This is a genomic window from Rhodoferax ferrireducens (assembly GCF_031458075.1).
Lineage (GTDB): Bacteria > Pseudomonadota > Gammaproteobacteria > Burkholderiales > Burkholderiaceae_C > Rhodoferax_B > Rhodoferax_B ferrireducens_A.
Genome location: NZ_JAVDXT010000001.1, coordinates 719635 through 736741 on the forward strand (window position 1 = coordinate 719635; position 17107 = coordinate 736741).

Consider the following 17107-nt stretch of genomic DNA (forward strand, 5'->3'; position numbering starts at 1 on the left):
GCAACGCTTGAGACAGCATGACTGCGGCAGTTAGGGCTACGCATGTGCGTATGCCAAAGTGCCCTGTTGGGCAAAGCCCTGAATTTTAGCGTGTTTCCGACTGAAAGGTCAGCAGCTGGCTGACCAGATCGGCTTGCTGCAGCAGCCGGGCCCGCAAATCCCGCGCATTTTGGCCCCAAGTTTCCAGGTCCAGCACAGGCAGCGCAGCGGCCTCCAGCCCGTTCCAGACGCGCTGGAACTGGCGCAGCGAGTCCGGCGCCTGGGCCATGTCCAGAAAGGCTTCCAACTTCACGTGGTGGGCCGCATCGTGCTGCGGGTAGATCTGCCAGACGAAGGGTTTGCCGGCCCAGATGGCCCGCACCAGCGAGTCTTCGCCGCGCACCAGATTCCAGTCTGCGGCCCACAGCAGGTGGTCGAAGTCGCGCTGGGTCAATGCGGGTAGGTATGAAATCGATAGCTGCCCCTGCAGGTGGGATAAGCGCTGCAGGCAGTTTTCATCTGAAAGCAAGGCCTGCACCGCGCGGCTCGCCCGGCCGGCGGTGACTAGCAGCCGGGTTTGCCGGGGGGCGCTGGCCAGTTGTTCCAGCCAGACCTGCAGGGCCGGGGGCTCGTAGCAGAATAGGCTGACCAGTTGCTCACCGTCGACGGCCTGCGGGGCGCCGAAACCGTGCTGCAGCCGGGGCCACAGGTCTTGCAGCCAGGCGCTGCGGTCGAAGCTGGTTTGCCTCTGGGCTAGATTGGTTTCGCGCAGCAGGCCGCCGGTTTTGCCGCTGAAGCCGGGGTAGAAAAACCATTTCTGCCGACCCGCGGCCGGGCCGTCGCGCAGCAGCGAGGGCAGGGCGTGGCTGCGTTCCACATAGCGCTCGGCCGACAGGTATTCGAGGTTGATCCACAAGGGTTTTGCGCCGTTGGCGCAGGTATATCCTACGCAAGCAGCTACGAATTCAGGAGCAATATCGCAGCCGAAGGCTTCGACCCAGACATCGCTCGGCTGCAGGTTCTGTAGGTTCTGCAGCTCCAGCGGCTGGGTCCAGGGCCGCACTTCTACGCCGGGGCAGCCCTCGGGCGCCATCCAGGCCAGGGCCGAGGCATCGTCGACCCACAGCCGTACCTGCACGCCGCGCGCGGCCAGGCCGCAGCTGAGGCGCCAGCAGACGCCGATGTCGCCGAAGTTGTCTATCACCTGGCAGAAGATGTCCCAGCGCTGCGGCTTCATGTGGGCCAATCCAGTTTGCCGGCCACGTCGATGTGGGTCAGGTACAGGCGCACGTCGAATTCCAGCTGGTGGTAGTCGGGCTCCATATAGGTACACAGCTGGTAGAAGGCCTTGTCGTGGTTGCGCTCTTTCAGGTGGGCGAGTTCGTGTACCGCGATCATTTTCAGGAAGGCATCGGGCACGTCCTTGAACAGGGTGGCGATACGGATTTCGTGCTTGGCTTTGAGCTTGTTGCCCTGCACCCGCGACACCGTGGTGTGGGTGCCCAGCGCATGGTGGTAGACGTGCAGCTTGGCGTCAAAGCCGACCTTGTTGATCTGCGCGGCGTTGCGCAGGTGCTGGGTTTTCAGGTCCATCACATAGTCGTACAAGGCTTTGTCGGTGCGCACGCCGTGGGCGCTCGGGTATTTTTTCAGCAGCAGGGGGCCGAGCTTGTCGTCGGCCAGCAGCTGCTGCACCTGGGCGGTGACGTGGGCCGGATATGCCGACAGGTATTTCAGGGGGATCATGGGTGGAGCAGGCGGACGCAAGCCTGGATTGTCCACAATACACGTATGTCCGAGATTAATCCTGTTGAGCCACCGGTGGTGGCTGCCGTTCCAGCCGCAGCGCCGGTTGTCGAAGCCGTGCATTCCGAGCAACTGCTGAGCGAAGTCGCCGCCTTGCCCGCCTTGCCCGGTGTGTACCGCTATTTCGATGCCGACGGCACGGTGCTGTACGTGGGCAAGGCCAAGAACCTGAAGAAGCGCGTCACCACCTATTTCCAGCGTGACCACGGCGGCACCCGCATCGGCCACATGGTCGGCAAGATTGCGCGCATGCAGACCACAGTGGTGCGTTCCGAGGCCGAGGCGCTGCTGCTGGAAAACAATTTGATCAAGACGTTGCACCCCAAGTACAACATCCTGTTCCGCGACGACAAAAGCTACCCCTATCTGAAGATCACCGCCTTGCCGGCCATGCCGAATGTGGCGGCTGAACCCAGCGCCGTGACCTTTCCGCGCGTCGCCTACTACCGCGGCGCGGTGGAGAAGAAGCACCGTTACTTCGGCCCCTTCCCCAGCGCCTGGGCGGTGAAGGAATCGATCCAGCTGCTGCAGAAAGTCTTTCGTTTGCGCACCTGCGAGGACACGGTGTTCAACAACCGCACCCGGCCCTGCCTGCTGTACCAGATCAAGCGCTGCTCCGGCCCGTGCGTGAATTTCGTTTCGCCGCAAGACTATGCGCAGGACGTGCTGAACGCCGAGAAGTTTCTGGACGGCGAAACCCAGCAGGTGCTGAAGGCGCTGGAGCTCCGCATGATGGCCCACGCCGACAAGCTGGAATTCGAGCAGGCCGCCGAGCTGCGGAACCAGATGAGCGCCCTGTCGACGGTGTTGCACCAGCAGTCGGTGGACAACGTGTCCGACAAGGATGTGGACATCCTGGCGGTGAAGGTGCAGGGTGGTCGGGCCTGCGTGAATCTGGCCATGGTGCGGGGCGGTCGTCACCTTGGCGACAGGGCCTACTACCCTACGCATGTGGAAGACGCGGTGTTCATGAGTGCGGTCGAGGTGGAAGGCGAGGAGGTCGCCCAGGCGGTGGAAGTGCAGGTGCTGGAGGCCTTCATCGCCCAGCATTACATCGACGTGGCGATCCCGCCGGCACTGATCACCAGCGCACCGGTAGGCAAGGCCTTGCTCGACGCCTTGTCGTCGCAAAGCGGTACCAAGGTGACGGCAGTGCACAACCCGCGCGAGCAGCGCCGCGTCTGGCTGGAGATGGCGCAGAAGAATGCCGGCCTGCAGCTGGCGCGGCTGCTGGCCGAAGAGGGTTCGCAACAGGCCCGAACCCGGGCCCTGGTCGATGCCCTGGACCTGGCGCCCGACGATCTGGATACCTTGCGTATCGAGTGTTTCGATATTTCACATACGGCGGGCGAGGCGACCCAGGCGTCCTGCGTGGTGTTCCAGCAGCACAAGATGCAGAACTCGGAATACCGGCGCTACAAGATCGAAGGCATTACGCCGGGCGACGATTACGCGGCCATGCGCCAGGTGCTGACGCGGCGCTACAGCAAGTTTGGCGTGCAGGCCGAGCCTGCTGCCGAACCGTTGGCCACCGTTTCGGGCCGCATGCCGGACCTGGTACTGGTCGATGGCGGCAAGGGCCAGGTGTCGATGGCGAAGTCGGTGTTCGAGGCTTTGGGTCTGGACCTGGGGCTGATCGTGGGGGTCGAAAAAGGCGAGGGCCGCAAGGTGGGCCTCGAGGAACTGGTGTTCGCCGATGGCCGTACCAAGGCCACGCTGGCACGCGATTCGGCGGCGCTGATGCTGGTCGCGCAGATCCGCGACGAGGCGCACCGTTTCGCGATTACCGGCATGCGTGCCCAGCGCGCCAAGGTCCGCGTGGGTGGCAGCAAGCTGGAAGATATTGCCGGCATCGGTCCGAAGAAACGCGCCAGCCTGCTGCAGCGTTTTGGGGGTATCCGTGGCGTGGCCGCAGCCGGTGTGGACGATATCGCCAAAGTTGACGGCATTTCACGCGAGTTGGCGGAAGAAATCTACCGCGCCCTGCGCTGATCCCGGTGCTGTAACGGCATGACACAATCCAGCTATGTTTTGGACCATACCCACCATCATGACCTGGACGCGCATTGTCGCGATACCGCTGATCATCGGGGTGTTCTACCTGCCGATCAGCGAGCCCCACCGCAACCTGGTGGCCACCGTCATGTTCGTGGTGTTTGCCGCCACCGACTGGCTGGATGGTTTCCTGGCCCGCAGGCTGAACCAGACCTCGTCCTTCGGGGCCTTTCTGGACCCGGTGGCGGACAAGTTCCTGGTCTGCGCCTGCGTGCTGGTGCTGGTGCATTTAGGCCGCGCCGATGTGTTTGTGGCCTTGATCATCATCGGCCGCGAGATCGCGATCTCTGCCTTGCGCGAATGGATGGCGCAGATAGGCGCATCCAAGAGCGTGGCGGTGCACATGATAGGCAAACTGAAGACCGTGTCGCAGATGGTGGCGATTCCGTTCCTGCTGTATGACGGCCAGCTGCTAGGCATCATCGATACCCACCAATGGGGCGTGTGGCTGATTTGGATTTCAGCGATTTTGACGATCTGGTCTATGGTCTACTATCTGCAAAAAGCCCTGCCCGAAATTCGGGCGCGGACGAAATAGTAGGTTGAAATGGGTGGGCCAAGCCGGCCCCAAAACGGTGCAGATGCTGCACCGTTTTTATGGAGATTTAAAAAGTAGAGGTAGGCTTCAGGAGTTGGCCGAAAACGGTCTAGAATCCGCCTCCGCGCCGCTTGAAAGCGCTTGCTCCGATTGACACCTTGGAAGACCCTGGTTTTAATCGGTCGCGTAGCGGTTGCTACACAGTTATGTTTTTCCAAGGCTTGTTTTTTGCGCGCTGCAGAGCGACAAGGCAGGGAAAAATTTTCGAACATTGCTTGTCTGAATAAATTTGAGCGAGGGGCTCCTTGTGAACAAAACCGAATTGATTGAACACATCGCAAAGCATGCTGATATTTCCAAGGCCGCTGCGACGCGCGCTCTGGAGTCCACCATCGGGGCGGTGAAAACCACCTTGAAAAAAGGCGGCACCGTTTCGCTGGTAGGATTCGGTACCTTTGCAGTGGGCAAACGCGCTGCACGTGCCGGGCGTAATCCCCGCACCGGCGCTGCGATTAAAATCAAGGCGGCAAAGGTTCCAAAGTTTCGTCCGGGCAAGGCATTGAAAGATGCCTTGAACTGAGTTTTCTGTTTCAGGTGGGGGTGCTTAGCTCAGTTGGTAGAGCAGCGCCCTTACACGGCGTAGGTCGGCGGTTCGAGCCCGTCAGCACCCACCAACCCCACCCAGCAAAGGCGAACAGATTGTTCGCCTTTTTGTTTTTGTGGATTTGACGCAGTGCCCGGGTGGCGGGGTCTGTATCGGTCGTGTTTTAAAAGAGTTCTTCCATGTTTGATTTCGTCCGCAAGCACAGCAAGATCATGATGGGCTTGATGTTCTTGCTGATCATTCCCGCCTTCATCGTCGTCGGTGGCAGCGAGGGTTTTCGGCGTTTCAACGAAGGTGGCGATACGGTAGCGACCGTCGCGGGTAAGGACATCAAGCAAACCGACTGGGACGCGGCCCACCGCACCCAGGTGCAGCGCGTGATGGCGTCGCAGCCGGGCATCGATCCCAAGGTGCTGGATTCCGCCGAGGCGCGTTACGCCACGCTGGAAAACCTGGTGCAGGAACGGGTGCTGGCCGCCGCCGCCGACAAGTCCCGTCTGGTGACCAGTGACAGCCGTTTGGCGCGCAATCTGCAAGAAGATCCATCGATCGCCTCGCTGCGCAAGCCCGATGGGTCTCTGGACATCGAACGCTACCGCCAACTATTGGCTGCTCAGGGCATGACGCCGGAAATGTTTGAAGCCCGGGTGCGCTCCGACCTGTCGCAGCGCCAAGTGGTGAGCGGCGTTATTGGCACGTCTTTCAGTTCGGCTGCCGAAGCCGATCTGGCACTGAACGCCCTGTTTGAAAAGCGTGAAGTACAGGTCAGCCTGTTCCGGTCGGCCGATTTCGCCGCCAAGGTCAGCCCCAGTGATGCCGATCTGGAAGCCTGGTACAAAGACCACGCTGCATTGTTCCAAGCGCCTGAGCAAGCCACGATCGAATATGTGGTGCTGGACCTGGATGCTGTGAAGAAAAGCATCGTGCCGAATGAGCAGGATCTGCGCACCTACTACAAAGAAAATGCCGACCGCCTGGCCGGCAAGGAAGAGCGCCGCGCCAGCCACATCCTGATCAACGCAGCCAAGGATGCGTCCTCCGATGCACGCAAGAAGGCCCGCGCGAAAGCCGAGGAATTGCTGGCCCAGGTGAAGAAGACCCCTGCCAGCTTTGCCGAAGTCGCCAAGAAGAATTCGCAAGATACCGGCTCTGCTGCCAATGGTGGTGACCTCGACTACTTTGGCCGCGGTGCCATGGTCAAGCCTTTTGAAGATGCTGCGTTTGCCTTAAAGAAAGGTGACATCAGCGACATCGTGGAGTCGGACTTCGGTTTCCACATCATCCAGTTGACCGATATCCGCGCCCCCAAGCAGCGCAGCTTTGAAGAAATGCGCCCAGAGCTGGAAACCGAGCTGAAGAACCAGCAAGCCCAGAGCAAGTTTGCCGAAGTGGCCGAGTCCTTCACCAATGGCGTGTACGAACAGGCAGACAGCCTCAAGCCGGTTGCTGAACGTCTGAAGCTGGAAGTTCAAACCGCACCGCTGTCCCGCACACCCGCGCCCGGCGCCAAGGGCGTGCTGGCCAATGCCAAGTTCCTGAATGCGATTTTTTCTTCCGACTCCATCGAGAAGAAGCGCAATACCGAAGCCATCGAAATCGCAGCCAACCAGCTGGCGTCCGGGCGCATCACCCAGTACACCGCCGCCCACACCCGGCCGTTTGCGGAAGTGAAAGAGCAGGTGCGCATCCAGCTGGTGGGCGCGCGTGCGACCGAAATGGCGAAGAAAGAAGGCCTGGAGAAACTGGCCGCGTGGAAGGCCAACCCCAGCACGGCCACCTTGCCGGCCGCCGTGCTGGTTTCGCGCGAGAACACCCAGCAGCAACCTGCGAAGGTGGTAGATGCTGCATTGCGCGCCGATGCGTCCAGCCTGCCCGCATGGACCGCGGCGGATCTGGGTGAGCAAGGCTACGCCGTCATCAAGATCAACAAGCTGGTGCCACGCGATGCGCCTGTCGAGGCTGCGTTGAAGCAGGGCCGCGACCAGTACGCGCAGGGCTGGGCGGGTGCAGAGAGCCGTGCCTATTACCAGCTGCTCAAGGAGCGCTTCAAGGTGAAGATCAATGTGGCGAAACCGATTGCCAAAATTGGTGTTGATGCAGGTTGATCAGACCTGGCCCACAATTTCAGGGTATAATTTGAGTCTACGGTGGCTGTAGCTCAGTTGGTAGAGTCCAGGATTGTGATTCCTGTTGTCGAGGGTTCGAGCCCCTTCAGCCACCCCAAGTAAATAAAAAGCCTGCTATCTGATAGATAGCAGGCTTTTTGCATTCTTGGGGCATGGATGTCGTCACCGGTGTTGTATTCATCGGGTGCCACCCGAGTCCGCCATTGTGGAAACCGCGTAGTACTACGTAAGCACAAGCGATAGTATGCAATCCAGCCAATGGAGCCACAATTTGCTTACGGTTCGTTACAGGAACGTGACCGGAAACAAGCAGATGGGGTTGCGGAATGAAAAGTACAAAATGGCGCCTCACCGTCATCACGATTGCATGCGTCGTGGCCTATTACGCCGACGATGATGGCGATCTGGCTAAAGACAATACGGCTCCCGCCAGCTGTGTGGTGGCCAACCAAACTACCGAACCGGCCGCATCTTCTGCGGCCACGGTGGCCGACCGCGAGCGAGAGTGCGCGCTGATCCGCAATACAAAGCGGCATGCCCAAGTCTGATACTGCGCACCATACGCACGCCGTGCGGGCTTGATTGCCGCACCCTCGGAGTTTTCTCCTGACCCTGCCTGGATATTGAAGGTATCCAGTCCACGCCACGAAGCCCTCCCTGCTTGGCTGCATCTGGGCAGTGCGTGGGGCTTGTAAGCCAGACTGCCCCGCCCACTCCTGCGAAACAGGCTTCTTGTTGCCAGGTCTCACGGGCTAGATGTCATGGAAATGCCATTCAGCCTACACACGCCTGTCATGCCCGGCTTTCAGACTCCCTGCAACACACAGGAGAAGTCCATGAAAGAACTGCCAACCCCTACTTTCGCGCTGTCGCCACTGTCGCCGTTCACGCCGGCGTCCATGCTTCGGGGGGCACTTCATCGACGCGAAGAACGGGTGGAAGCGCCGAGCATTGGCAAGGATGCGCGGCCTGCGGCCGGTATCGTGGTCTCCTGGGCGCGGCAGCAGGATGAAGTCCGTGAAGCCCAGCGCCTGAGATACCAGGTGTTCGCGGTGGAGATGGGCGCCCGCTTGGCGACCCGGCTGCCGGGGCATGACGTGGATTTGTTCGACGATTTCTGCGAGCACCTGCTGGTGCGCGACGCCGTAACGCGCGAAGTCATTGGCACCTACCGGGTGCTCACGCCGGTGCAGGCCAAGCGGGTCGGCAGCACCTATAGCGACACCGAGTTCGACCTGGTGCGCTTGCGCAACCTGCGCAGCCGCATGGTGGAGCTGGGCCGCAGCTGCGTGCACGCCGATCACCGCCACGGTGGCGTGATCCTGGCGCTGTGGGGGGCTTTGGCCGAATTCATGCAGCGCAACCAGCTCGACACCATGGTCGGCTGCGCCAGCATTCCGATGTTGCACAACGGCGTGGTCAGCGGCGATGCGGCGGCCAGCATCTGGCAGCAGCTGCAACAGACCCACATGGCGCCGATTGAATACCACGTGCAGCCGCGCCTGCCGCTGCCGATAGAGCAGTTTGACAGCAGCTTGGCAATCGAGCCGCCGGCGTTGATCAAAGGTTATTTGCGCCTGGGTGCCAAGGTGTTGGGCGCGCCGGCCTGGGACCCGGATTTCAATACCGCCGACCTGCCGATGCTGTTGCGGATTGCCGATCTACCGGCCCGCTACCGCAAGCACTTCGGCGGCTAGACCTTCGCGACAGGCGAGTAGGCCAGCCGCACGTAGATCGGTGCAAAGGCCTCGGCCTGGACGATTTCCACCAGGGTTTCCTTGGCCAGCTCCAGCAGGGCGATGAAGGTCACCACCAGCACCGACATGCCCTTGCCCGGGTCGAACAGTTCTTCGAACTCGACGAACTTGCGGCCTTGCAGGGTCTTCAGCAGAAAACTCATGTGCTCGCGCACCGACAGTTCTTCGCGGCTGATCTTGTGGTGCTGGATCAGCTTGGCGCGGCGCAGGATGTCGCGCCAGGCTTCCTGCAGATCGGCCAGGTGCACCTCGGGCAGGCGCGGCTGCAAGGCCTGTTCGATATACACCTGGGCCTTGAGGAAGTCGCGGCCGAACTGTGGCAGGGCATTCAACCGGGCCGCCGCCAGCTTGATCTGTTCGTATTCCAGCAACCGTCGCACCAGGGCGGCGCGTGGATCTTCGGCTTCCTCGCCCTCCGCTGCCTTCTTGGGAGGCAGCAGCATGCGCGACTTGATCTCGATCAGCATCGCAGCCATCAGCAGGTAGTCGGCCGCCAGCTCCAGATTGCGGCTGCGGATTTCGTCCACGTAGACCAGGTACTGGCGCGTCAGCGCCGCCATCGGGATGTCGAGGATGTTGAAGTTCTGCTTGCGGATCAGGTACAGCAGCAGGTCCAGCGGGCCTTCGAAAGCGTCCAGAAACACTTCCAGCGCGTCGGGCGGGATGTACAGGTCCAGCGGCATGGCGAACATGGGCTCGCCGTATAGGCGGGCACGGGCCACCGGGTCCAGGGCTTCTGTGGCCTCGGGCGAGGCGAGCGCTTCAACCACTGTTCTTGCTATTTAAATGGTAGCTGCTGGCGCAGGTAGGATGTGCGCCAGAGGCCTATTTGATTACTTACTTGTTGCCAGTCTGGTAGACGTAGGGCTTCTGTGCGACCCGGCCTTCGCGGAATTCAGCCTGGGCGCTGCGGTCTACGCTCTTGTCCCACAGCAGGGCGCGGCCGGCGAGCTGTTCGGCTTCCAGGCTGGGCTTTTGTTGCTTCAGTTGCTCGATGAACTGGGTGGCTTCGGATGTGTAATCGGGGCGGCGAAAGATGGACATAGACATAACCTTTTGTTAGCCTGATTTTACGGGGGACATTGGGGGGCCGCAGACACCTAAGTTTTTTAAATAATCGGTACATCGGGGCAACGTCTGACAGCCATGCCCCCGTTTCTGGCGGAACATGGCATTCACCAACAAGGAGTTCTCATGGGTATTTTCAGCAGCATTCTCAACAAGATTTTTCACCACGGGCAGGCACCTACCGACTCGCCCGCGATGCCGAGCGGCGCAGACGCCGCTGCAGCAGGCGCCGCGGCGCAAAACGCGGCTACCGCCACGGCGGTTGCGGCGCAGTCCGTGGATGTCGAGGCTGTGATGAACGACCTCGCGAAAAAGAACACCGAAAAGTTGAACTGGCAGACCTCGATTGTCGATTTGATGAAATTGCTCGGCCTGGACAGCAGCCTGAACGCCCGCAAGGAACTGGCGACCGAGCTGGGGTACGCAGGGGCGAAAGACGGGTCCGCTGAAATGAACCTGTGGCTGCACAAGCAGGTGATGACCAAGCTGGCCGAAAATGGCGGCAAGGTTCCTGCTGAACTGCGGGATTGATTCACCAAGGCTCCCGGCCGATTAATGCGCATGGGTCAGCAGGGGCAATTTTGAACGGGTGATAAAGCCGATGGGGTGGGATTGCGTTGTGCCTGCGTCACAATCTCGGCCAACTATGGCAACTCCCACCCACCCCTTGCAACACCCGCAGCGCACGGCGCTGCACAACGAAATCCACGCCCGGCCGCCCGAAGCCATGACTGCGCCGCTGGCCATCTCCCATGTGGTGATGGTCTGCGACGCGGCAGGGCGTGAGGCCAGCCGCGCCCATGTGGCGGCGCTGCTGCGCGACCACCACCTGGCCCAGCCCGATGCCCATTCCACGCATATCCGTATGGACGTGGGGCCATTCCGGCTGCGCTGGGAAATGCATACCGAGTTCGTCACCTACACCTTCATGCGTACTTTGGAGCCCGCGCTGGCCGGTGCGCAGGTGTTCGAGCGCGACCCTGTGACAGCCGCACAGGCTGTGCCGCAGGACTGGTTTGCCGCCTTGCCCGGCCAATGCCTGGTGAGCCTGCATCTGTGGGCTCTGCCAGCGGCCGCGGTGCAGGGTGGCGATGCCCTGGTGCGGCAGGTGTTGTTCGAGGATTCCTTGGTTGCTTCCAGCGTGGCGGGCGGGCATGGCGAGGTGTATACCGACTTCGCCATCCATGCCGACGGCTTTTCGCGCATCGTCTTGCTGGCCGGAGGCATGGCAAAAACGGAGGCTGAGAACGTGGAAAGCTTGTCGCCGCGCCGTCTTGGCCGTCTGGTGCAGCGTCTGCTGGAGATAGAAACCTACCGCATGGCCGCGCTGCTGGGTTTGCCCGCAGCCCGGGATGCCGCCGATGTGCTGGCCTTTGCCGAGCTCGAGCTGGCATCGCTGGCCGAAGCCATCCGCAGTGCCAACCGCGACGATGAACCCCAGTTGCTGGACCGTCTGACCCGGCTGGCGGGCCAGGTGGAAAGCCAGTACGCGGCGACCCATTCGCGGTTCTCCGCGAGCGCGGCGTATTTCGAACTGGTAGACAAACGCATCACCGACATCAACGAGTCGCGGCTGGCCGGCATGCAGACCATCCGCGAATTCATGGACCGCCGCCTGACGCCTGCGCGCAGCACTTGCGAGTGGGCCACGCGCCGGCAGGACGCCCTGTCGCAACGGGTGTCGCGCATGAGCAATCTGCTGCGCACGCGGGTGGAGATCGAGCAGCAGCAGAGCAGCCAGGCGCTGTTGACCACCATGAACACGCGCCAGGGCCTGCAGCTGCAGATGCAAGCCACGGTCGAAGGCTTATCGGTGGCGGCGATCACCTACTACATCGTCGGCCTGGTGAGTTATCTGGCCAAAGGTGCGCATGCGATTGGCTGGCCCTGGAGCCCCGAAAGTACGGCTGCGGTGGCGATCCCGTTGGTGGCGGGCGGCGTGTGGTGGTCGCTGCGGCGCCTGCACCACCGGATGTTTGGCCGGCAGCATTGAGTGGCCTCGATTGGAATATTCATACCTATGTACCTATTGAAAAGAATGCTGTGGTTGGGTGGTTTGTCGGCGGTGCTGGCCTTGGCTGGCTGCGATCCGCAGCGCATCAGTGAGCTGGAAGAAGGTGTTTCCACCGAGGCCGATGTGCGCGCCCGCTTTGGCGAACCCGAGAAGATCTGGGATGCGCCGGAGGGCGGCCGCACCTTCGAATACAGCCGCCAGCCCCAGGGCCACCAGAACTACATGATCACCATCGGCACGGACGGCAAGATGAGCGCGCTGCGCCAGGTGCTGACCCCGCTGAACTTTGCCAAGGTGCAGCCCGGCATGATGATGGAAGACGTGCGCAAGCTGCTGGGCAAGCCGATGAAGACCACGCCTTTCAAGCTGAAGAACGAGGTCGAGTACGACTGGCGCTATCTGGAGCCGCCGAACAAGTCCATGGTCTTCACCGTGGTGTTCGACCCGGATTACCGCGTGCTGCGCACCCAGTCGGTGACCGACCCGGGCGCCGAGCGCAGCCGTTGATCCCTAGCGCGGCGCGAAGTGCGCCGCCACGTAGTCCAAAAAGCAGGCGATGCGCGACACCAGTGCGGTGTTGCGGTAGTACACCGCGTGGATGGGCTGGCGCACCTCCACAGTGGCGCTGGGCAGCACCTGCACCAGATCGCCGCGCGCCCGGTCGGCACCGGTCATGAAGTCCGACAGGCAGACCAGGCCTGCGCCCGCTAGCGCCAGCTGGCGCAGGCTTTCACCGCTGGAGGCACGCAGTGCGGGCGTGATGGTGTAGCGCTCGCCCGAGGGGTTGCGCAGCGGCCAGGCGTTCAAGGATTCGGGCTGGGTAAAGCCCAGCAGGCTGTGCCGGGCCAGATCGACCACGTTGCGCGGCCTGCCCGCGGCTTTCAGATAGGCCGGGCTGGCCAGTACCCGCAGCAGGCAGCTGCCCAGTGGCCGCGCATGCAGGCTGGAGTCGACCAGCGGGCCGATGCGGATGGCCACATCGGTGCGGTGCTCCAGCAGGTCAATGATCTGGTCGCTGCTGTTCAGCTCCAGCTCGATGTCCGGGTAGGTGACGCGAAAGCCCGCCACCAGCGGCACCAGCACATGCAGTATGAAGGGCGAGGCGGCGTTCACCCGCAGCCGGCCGGCCGGCTGCTTGCGGCGCAGCGCCATCTGCTCCTCGGCCTGCTCCACCGAGTCCAGAATCTTGCGCGCCTGGGCCAGGAACACCGCGCCTTCCTCGGTCAGCTCCAGCCGGCGGGTAGTGCGGCGCAGCAGGGTTACGTCGAGCTTTTTCTCCAGCCGGCCCAGCGAGCGGCTGATCGCCGATACCGTCTGCTCCAGCTGCTCGGCGGCGGCGGTGATCGAGCCGGCATCGATGACGCAGGCAAAGGCCTGCAGTTCGTCCAAGGTGGTTTTCATCAGGGCGTGGCCGCCGCGGCCTGGAAGCCCTGCAGCCGGGCGGCAAAACCCGAGCTTTCCATTAGCTTGCGTGGCTGCTCGTTCACATCGTTGATGTACAGCAGGCCGCCGCGGTGCACGATGGCTTTGAGCAGCTGCTCCAGCGCGTCCAGGCCGCTGGCATCCAGCGAGATCAGTTGCGAGGCGTCGAGCACCACGCGCACGCCACGGGGGTGGTTTTCTACCGCCTGCACGATGGGATCGATCTTGGCCACCGCGCCAAAGAACAGTGCACCGTAGAGCTTGTAGACCATGGCGTCTTCACCCAACGCTACCGGCGCTACGCGGAACAGCGAGCTCATGCGCCGGATGAACAGCACGCAGGCCAGCACCATGCCGACTTCCACCGCCACCGTGAGGTCGAACACCACGGTCAGGAAGAAAGTGCCCAGCAACAGCATGCGGTAGTGGCCGCTGAACTGGCGCAGGCGCACGAACTCGTGCCATTCGCCCATGTTCCAGGCCACAAACAGCAAAATGCCCGACAGCACGGCTAGCGGGATGTACAAGGCCAGCGGCGCGGCCACCAGCACCACCGCGGCCAGCACCAAAGCGTGGACGATGCCGGCCACCGGCGAGGTTGCGCCCGAGCGGATATTCGTCACCGTGCGGGCAATCGTGCCGGTGGCCGGCATGCCGCCGAAGAACGGCACCACCATATTGGCGATGCCTTGGGCCATCAGCTCCTGGTTCGGGTCGTGCTTGACGTAGTGCGGGTCGCTGGCCAGCTGGTCGGCCACGCGGGCGCAGAGCAGCGATTCGATGGCGCCCAGCAGGGCGATGGTCAGGGTCGGCGTGACCAGCAGGCGCACGGTTTCCCAGCTGAAGTCGGGCAGGGCGAACGCCGGCAGTCCGTCGGGGATGCTGCCAAACCGGCTGCCCAGCGTTTCCACCGGCATGTCCAGTGCCCAGGCCAGCATGGACAACGTGACCAGCGCCATGATGGGGCCGGGCACGCGGGCAAAGGTCTGCACCCTGCGGCCTTCCAGCAGGCGGATGATGGGCGAGCCCTCGACAAACACCCGCGGCCAGATGTACAGCCCCAGCACGCAGACCGAGCCCAGCGCCAGCGCGTAGACGTTGACCGTGTCGATGTGCGCGGCAATGGTTTTGATCTGCGAGAAAAAGTCGCCCGGCATGTGGATGATTTCCAGGCCCAGCCAGTCCTTCACCTGCGACAGCGCAATCAGCACCGCGATGCCGTTGGTGAAGCCGATGACGATGCTGACCGGCACATAGCGCACCAGCGTCCCCAGCTTGAACAGGCCCAGCGCGAACAGCAGCACGCCGGCGCAGGCGGTGGCGATCAGCAGATTGGCCACGCCATAGCGTTCGACGATGCCGTAGACGATGACGATGAAGGCGCCGGCCGGCCCGCCGATCTGCGCCGTGGTGCCACCCAGGGCCGAGATGATGAAGCCGGCAATGATGGCCGTCCACAGCCCGGCTTCGGGCTTGAGCCCGCTGGCAATCGCAAACGCCATGGCCAGCGGCAAGGCCACGATGCCGACCGTCAGCCCCGAGCCCACGTCCTTGGCCAGCCGCTCCCGGTTGTAACCCCGCAGCGCGTCGAGCAGACGGGGGTGGAAGCGGGCGAGGGGCGAGGTCATGGCAGCAGGCTGTTAGCCGATGCGCATACCGGGTTGGGCGCCGGGGAAGGGCTCCAGCACGTAGACACCGGGCTGGGCTTTCTCGTCGGCGTGGCTGGCGGCCAGCACCATGCCTTCGCTGATGCCGAACTTCATCTTGCGCGGCGCCAGGTTGGCCACCAGCACGGTGAGCTTGCCGACCAACTGGTCCGGCGTGTAATGGGCGGCAATGCCGCTGAACACATTGCGCATGCGGCCTTCGCCCGCATCCAAGGTCAGGCGCAGCAGCTTGGTGGAGCCGTCGACCGGCTCGCAGTTCACTATTCTTGCGATGCGCAGATCGACCTTGGCGAAGTCGTCGATGGTGATGGTCGGTGCAATCTCCTCGCCGCCAGGTACTACAGTTTCTGTAGCTGCTACCGCAGGTTCTGCCTGCGCTGGAGGCTCAAATAGTGCATCGAGTTGCTTGATGTCCACGCGCTGCATCAAATGCTTGTAGTCGCCAATCGCGTGGCCTGCGCCCAGCTGCGTGCCGGTGTCGGCAAAGCCGAGTGGCGCCACGTTCAGGAAGGCTTCCACCTGTGCGGCCAACGCCGGCAGCACGGGTTTCAGGTAGATGGTGAGCAGGCGGAAGGCTTCGATGCAGGTGCTGCAGACGTCCTGCAGGCGGGCGTCCATGCCTTCTTGCTTGGCCAGTTCCCAGGGCTTGTTGGCGTCCACATAGGAGTTCACGCGGTCGGTCAACAGCATGGTTTCGCGCAGCGCCTTGGCGTATTCGCGGGCATCGAAGAAAGCCGTAATGCTCTCTTTTTGAGAGCTAATGGTGCTGATCAAATCTGCGCCATCGGCCGAAATAGTGCCTAACTTTCCGCCGAAGCGCTTGGTCAGAAAGCCGGCGGCGCGCGAAGCGATATTGACGTACTTGCCAATCAGATCGCTGTTCACCCGGGCCATGAAGTCGTCGGCGTTGAAGTCGATGTCTTCGTTGCGGGCCGACAGCTTGGCGGCGATGTAGTAGCGCAGCCATTCGGGGTTCATGCCCAGGCCCAGGTACTTCAGCGGGTCCAGGCCGGTGCCGCGGCTCTTGCTCATTTTCTCGCCGTTGTTGACGGTGAGGAAGCCATGCACGAACACCGAGTCCGGCGTCTTGCGGCCGCTGAACTTCAGCATCGCCGGCCAGAACAGGGTGTGGAAGGTGACGATGTCCTTGCCGATGAAGTGGTACTGCTCCAGATCCGGGTTCGCCATGTAGGCGTCGTAGCTCTCGCCGCGCTTGTCCAGCAGGTTTTTCAGCGAGGCCAGGTAGCCGACCGGCGCGTCCAGCCAGACGTAGAAGTACTTGCCCGGCGCATCCGGAATCTCGATGCCGAAGTAGGGCGCGTCGCGGCTGATGTCCCAGTCGCCCAGGCCTTCGCTGGTGCTGCCGTCGGGGTTGGTGCGCACGGTGAACCATTCCTTCACCTTGTTGGCCACCTCGGGTTGGAGGCGGCCGTCTTGTGTCCACTGCTCCAGAAACGCCACGCAGCGCGGGTCGGACAGCTGGAAGAACAGGTGTTCGGAGCTCTTCAGCTCGGGTGTGGCGCCGGACAGGGCCGAGTACGGATTGATCAAATCGGTGGGCGCGTAGACCGAGCCGCAGACTTCGCAGTTGTCGCCATACTGGTCCTTAGCGTGGCACTTGGGGCATTCGCCCTTGATGAAGCGATCCGGCAGGAACATGTTCTTCTCGGGGTCGAAGAACTGCTCGATCACCTTGCTGGAGATCAGGCCGTTGGCCTTCAGCTCGCGGTAGATCTGCTGCGCCATCGCGTGGTTTTCTGGCGCGTCGGTGCTGTGCCAGTTGTCGAAGGCGATGTGGAAGCCGTCCAGATAGGGCTTGCGGCCGGCGGCGATGTCGGCGACGAACTGCTGTGGCGTCTTGCCGGCCTTTTCGGCGGCGATCATGATGGGCGCGCCATGGGTGTCGTCGGCACCGACGAAGTTCACCGCATTGCCCTGCATGCGCTGGAACCGCACCCAGATGTCGGCCTGGATGTATTCCATGATGTGGCCGATGTGGAAGTTGCCGTTGGCGTAGGGCAGGGCGGTAGTGACGAAGAGTTGGCGTGGCATGGAGAGCGGGCTTTCAGAA

16 protein-coding genes and 2 tRNA genes are annotated in these 17107 nt (G+C 62.3%); 11 read left to right on the top strand and 7 right to left on the bottom strand.

All coding sequences use genetic code 11. The features are described 5' to 3' along the window. Positions 1-85: 85 nt before the first annotated feature. Together earP and J2X19_RS03445 are read right to left on the bottom strand one after the other, a co-directional pair. Positions 86-1216, bottom strand: a complete 1131-nt coding sequence (gene earP, locus J2X19_RS03440) for an elongation factor P maturation arginine rhamnosyltransferase EarP (protein ID WP_310370658.1) — start codon at positions 1214-1216, stop codon at positions 86-88. Next, the gene (locus tag J2X19_RS03445; RefSeq protein WP_116604790.1) at positions 1213-1725 is read right to left on the bottom strand and encodes a M48 metallopeptidase family protein; all 513 of its coding nucleotides are present in this window, start codon (positions 1723-1725) and stop codon (positions 1213-1215) included. Before J2X19_RS03445 ends, earP begins: the two co-directional genes overlap by 4 nt. Before the next feature lie 45 nt (positions 1726-1770). On the opposite strand from J2X19_RS03445, the gene uvrC reads away from it, so the two are divergent. From uvrC to J2X19_RS03485, 8 genes are all read left to right on the top strand, one after another. Next, a complete protein-coding gene (uvrC, locus tag J2X19_RS03450) occupies positions 1771-3777 on the top strand; it encodes an excinuclease ABC subunit UvrC (protein ID WP_310370661.1) in 2007 nt (668 codons plus the stop codon). A 34-nt stretch (positions 3778-3811) separates the two neighbouring features. Further along, positions 3812-4378: a CDP-diacylglycerol--glycerol-3-phosphate 3-phosphatidyltransferase gene (gene pgsA / locus J2X19_RS03455; RefSeq protein ID WP_092761638.1), complete on the top strand. Its 567-nt coding sequence runs from the start codon at positions 3812-3814 to the stop codon at positions 4376-4378. A gap of 307 nt (positions 4379-4685) precedes the next feature. Continuing rightward, positions 4686-4958: an HU family DNA-binding protein gene (locus J2X19_RS03460; RefSeq protein ID WP_076201061.1), complete on the top strand. Its 273-nt coding sequence runs from the start codon at positions 4686-4688 to the stop codon at positions 4956-4958. A gap of 18 nt (positions 4959-4976) precedes the next feature. Next, positions 4977-5052: transfer RNA gene (locus J2X19_RS03465), tRNA-Val, on the top strand. Between the two features lie 109 nt (positions 5053-5161). After that, on the top strand, positions 5162-7087 hold the full coding sequence (locus J2X19_RS03470; RefSeq protein WP_310370665.1) for a peptidylprolyl isomerase: 1926 nt from the start codon (positions 5162-5164) through the stop codon (positions 7085-7087). Positions 7088-7129: 42 nt separating this feature from the next. Continuing rightward, a tRNA-His gene (locus J2X19_RS03475) sits at positions 7130-7205 on the top strand. Between the two features lie 229 nt (positions 7206-7434). Further along, positions 7435-7656: a hypothetical protein gene (locus tag J2X19_RS03480; RefSeq protein WP_310370667.1), complete on the top strand. Its 222-nt coding sequence runs from the start codon at positions 7435-7437 to the stop codon at positions 7654-7656. A 288-nt stretch (positions 7657-7944) separates the two neighbouring features. Continuing rightward, the gene (locus tag J2X19_RS03485; protein ID WP_310370669.1) at positions 7945-8805 is read left to right on the top strand and encodes a GNAT family N-acetyltransferase; all 861 of its coding nucleotides are present in this window, start codon (positions 7945-7947) and stop codon (positions 8803-8805) included. On the opposite strand, the gene J2X19_RS03490 is transcribed toward J2X19_RS03485, so the two are convergent. Together J2X19_RS03490 and J2X19_RS03495 are read right to left on the bottom strand one after the other, a co-directional pair. Then, a complete protein-coding gene (locus J2X19_RS03490) occupies positions 8802-9635 on the bottom strand; it encodes a segregation and condensation protein A (RefSeq protein WP_310370671.1) in 834 nt (277 codons plus the stop codon). The two genes, J2X19_RS03485 and J2X19_RS03490, sit on opposite strands and share 4 nt — an antisense overlap. A gap of 67 nt (positions 9636-9702) precedes the next feature. Next, on the bottom strand, positions 9703-9909 hold the full coding sequence (locus J2X19_RS03495; protein ID WP_092761934.1) for a DUF3460 family protein: 207 nt from the start codon (positions 9907-9909) through the stop codon (positions 9703-9705). Positions 9910-10059: 150 nt separating this feature from the next. Here J2X19_RS03495 and J2X19_RS03500 point away from each other — a divergent pair, with 150 nt between their 5' ends. From J2X19_RS03500 to bamE, 3 genes are all read left to right on the top strand, one after another. Beyond that, on the top strand, positions 10060-10464 hold the full coding sequence (locus J2X19_RS03500; RefSeq protein WP_310370673.1) for a DUF3597 domain-containing protein: 405 nt from the start codon (positions 10060-10062) through the stop codon (positions 10462-10464). Between the two features lie 115 nt (positions 10465-10579). Beyond that, positions 10580-11926: a DUF3422 family protein gene (locus tag J2X19_RS03505; protein ID WP_310370675.1), complete on the top strand. Its 1347-nt coding sequence runs from the start codon at positions 10580-10582 to the stop codon at positions 11924-11926. Positions 11927-11953: 27 nt separating this feature from the next. Next, complete coding sequence (bamE, locus tag J2X19_RS03510) at positions 11954-12454, top strand: outer membrane protein assembly factor BamE domain-containing protein (protein WP_310370678.1); 501 nt, start codon at positions 11954-11956, stop codon at positions 12452-12454. A 3-nt stretch (positions 12455-12457) separates the two neighbouring features. On the opposite strand, the gene J2X19_RS03515 is transcribed toward bamE, so the two are convergent. The 3 genes from J2X19_RS03515 to metG are packed head-to-tail and all read right to left on the bottom strand — an operon-like array spanning position 12458 to position 17088. Continuing rightward, positions 12458-13348 (bottom strand): LysR substrate-binding domain-containing protein, encoded by an 891-nt coding sequence (locus J2X19_RS03515; RefSeq protein WP_310370680.1) that lies wholly within the window; start codon positions 13346-13348, stop codon positions 12458-12460. Further along, positions 13348-14997 carry a SulP family inorganic anion transporter gene (locus tag J2X19_RS03520; RefSeq protein WP_116604773.1) on the bottom strand — a complete coding sequence of 550 codons (1650 nt, stop codon included), beginning with the start codon at positions 14995-14997 and terminating at the stop codon, positions 13348-13350. The genes J2X19_RS03515 and J2X19_RS03520 overlap by 1 nt, the downstream gene beginning before the upstream one ends. 12 nt (positions 14998-15009) lie before the next feature. Next, the gene (gene metG / locus J2X19_RS03525) at positions 15010-17088 is read right to left on the bottom strand and encodes a methionine--tRNA ligase (protein WP_310370682.1); all 2079 of its coding nucleotides are present in this window, start codon (positions 17086-17088) and stop codon (positions 15010-15012) included. Positions 17089-17107: the final 19 nt, after the last annotated feature.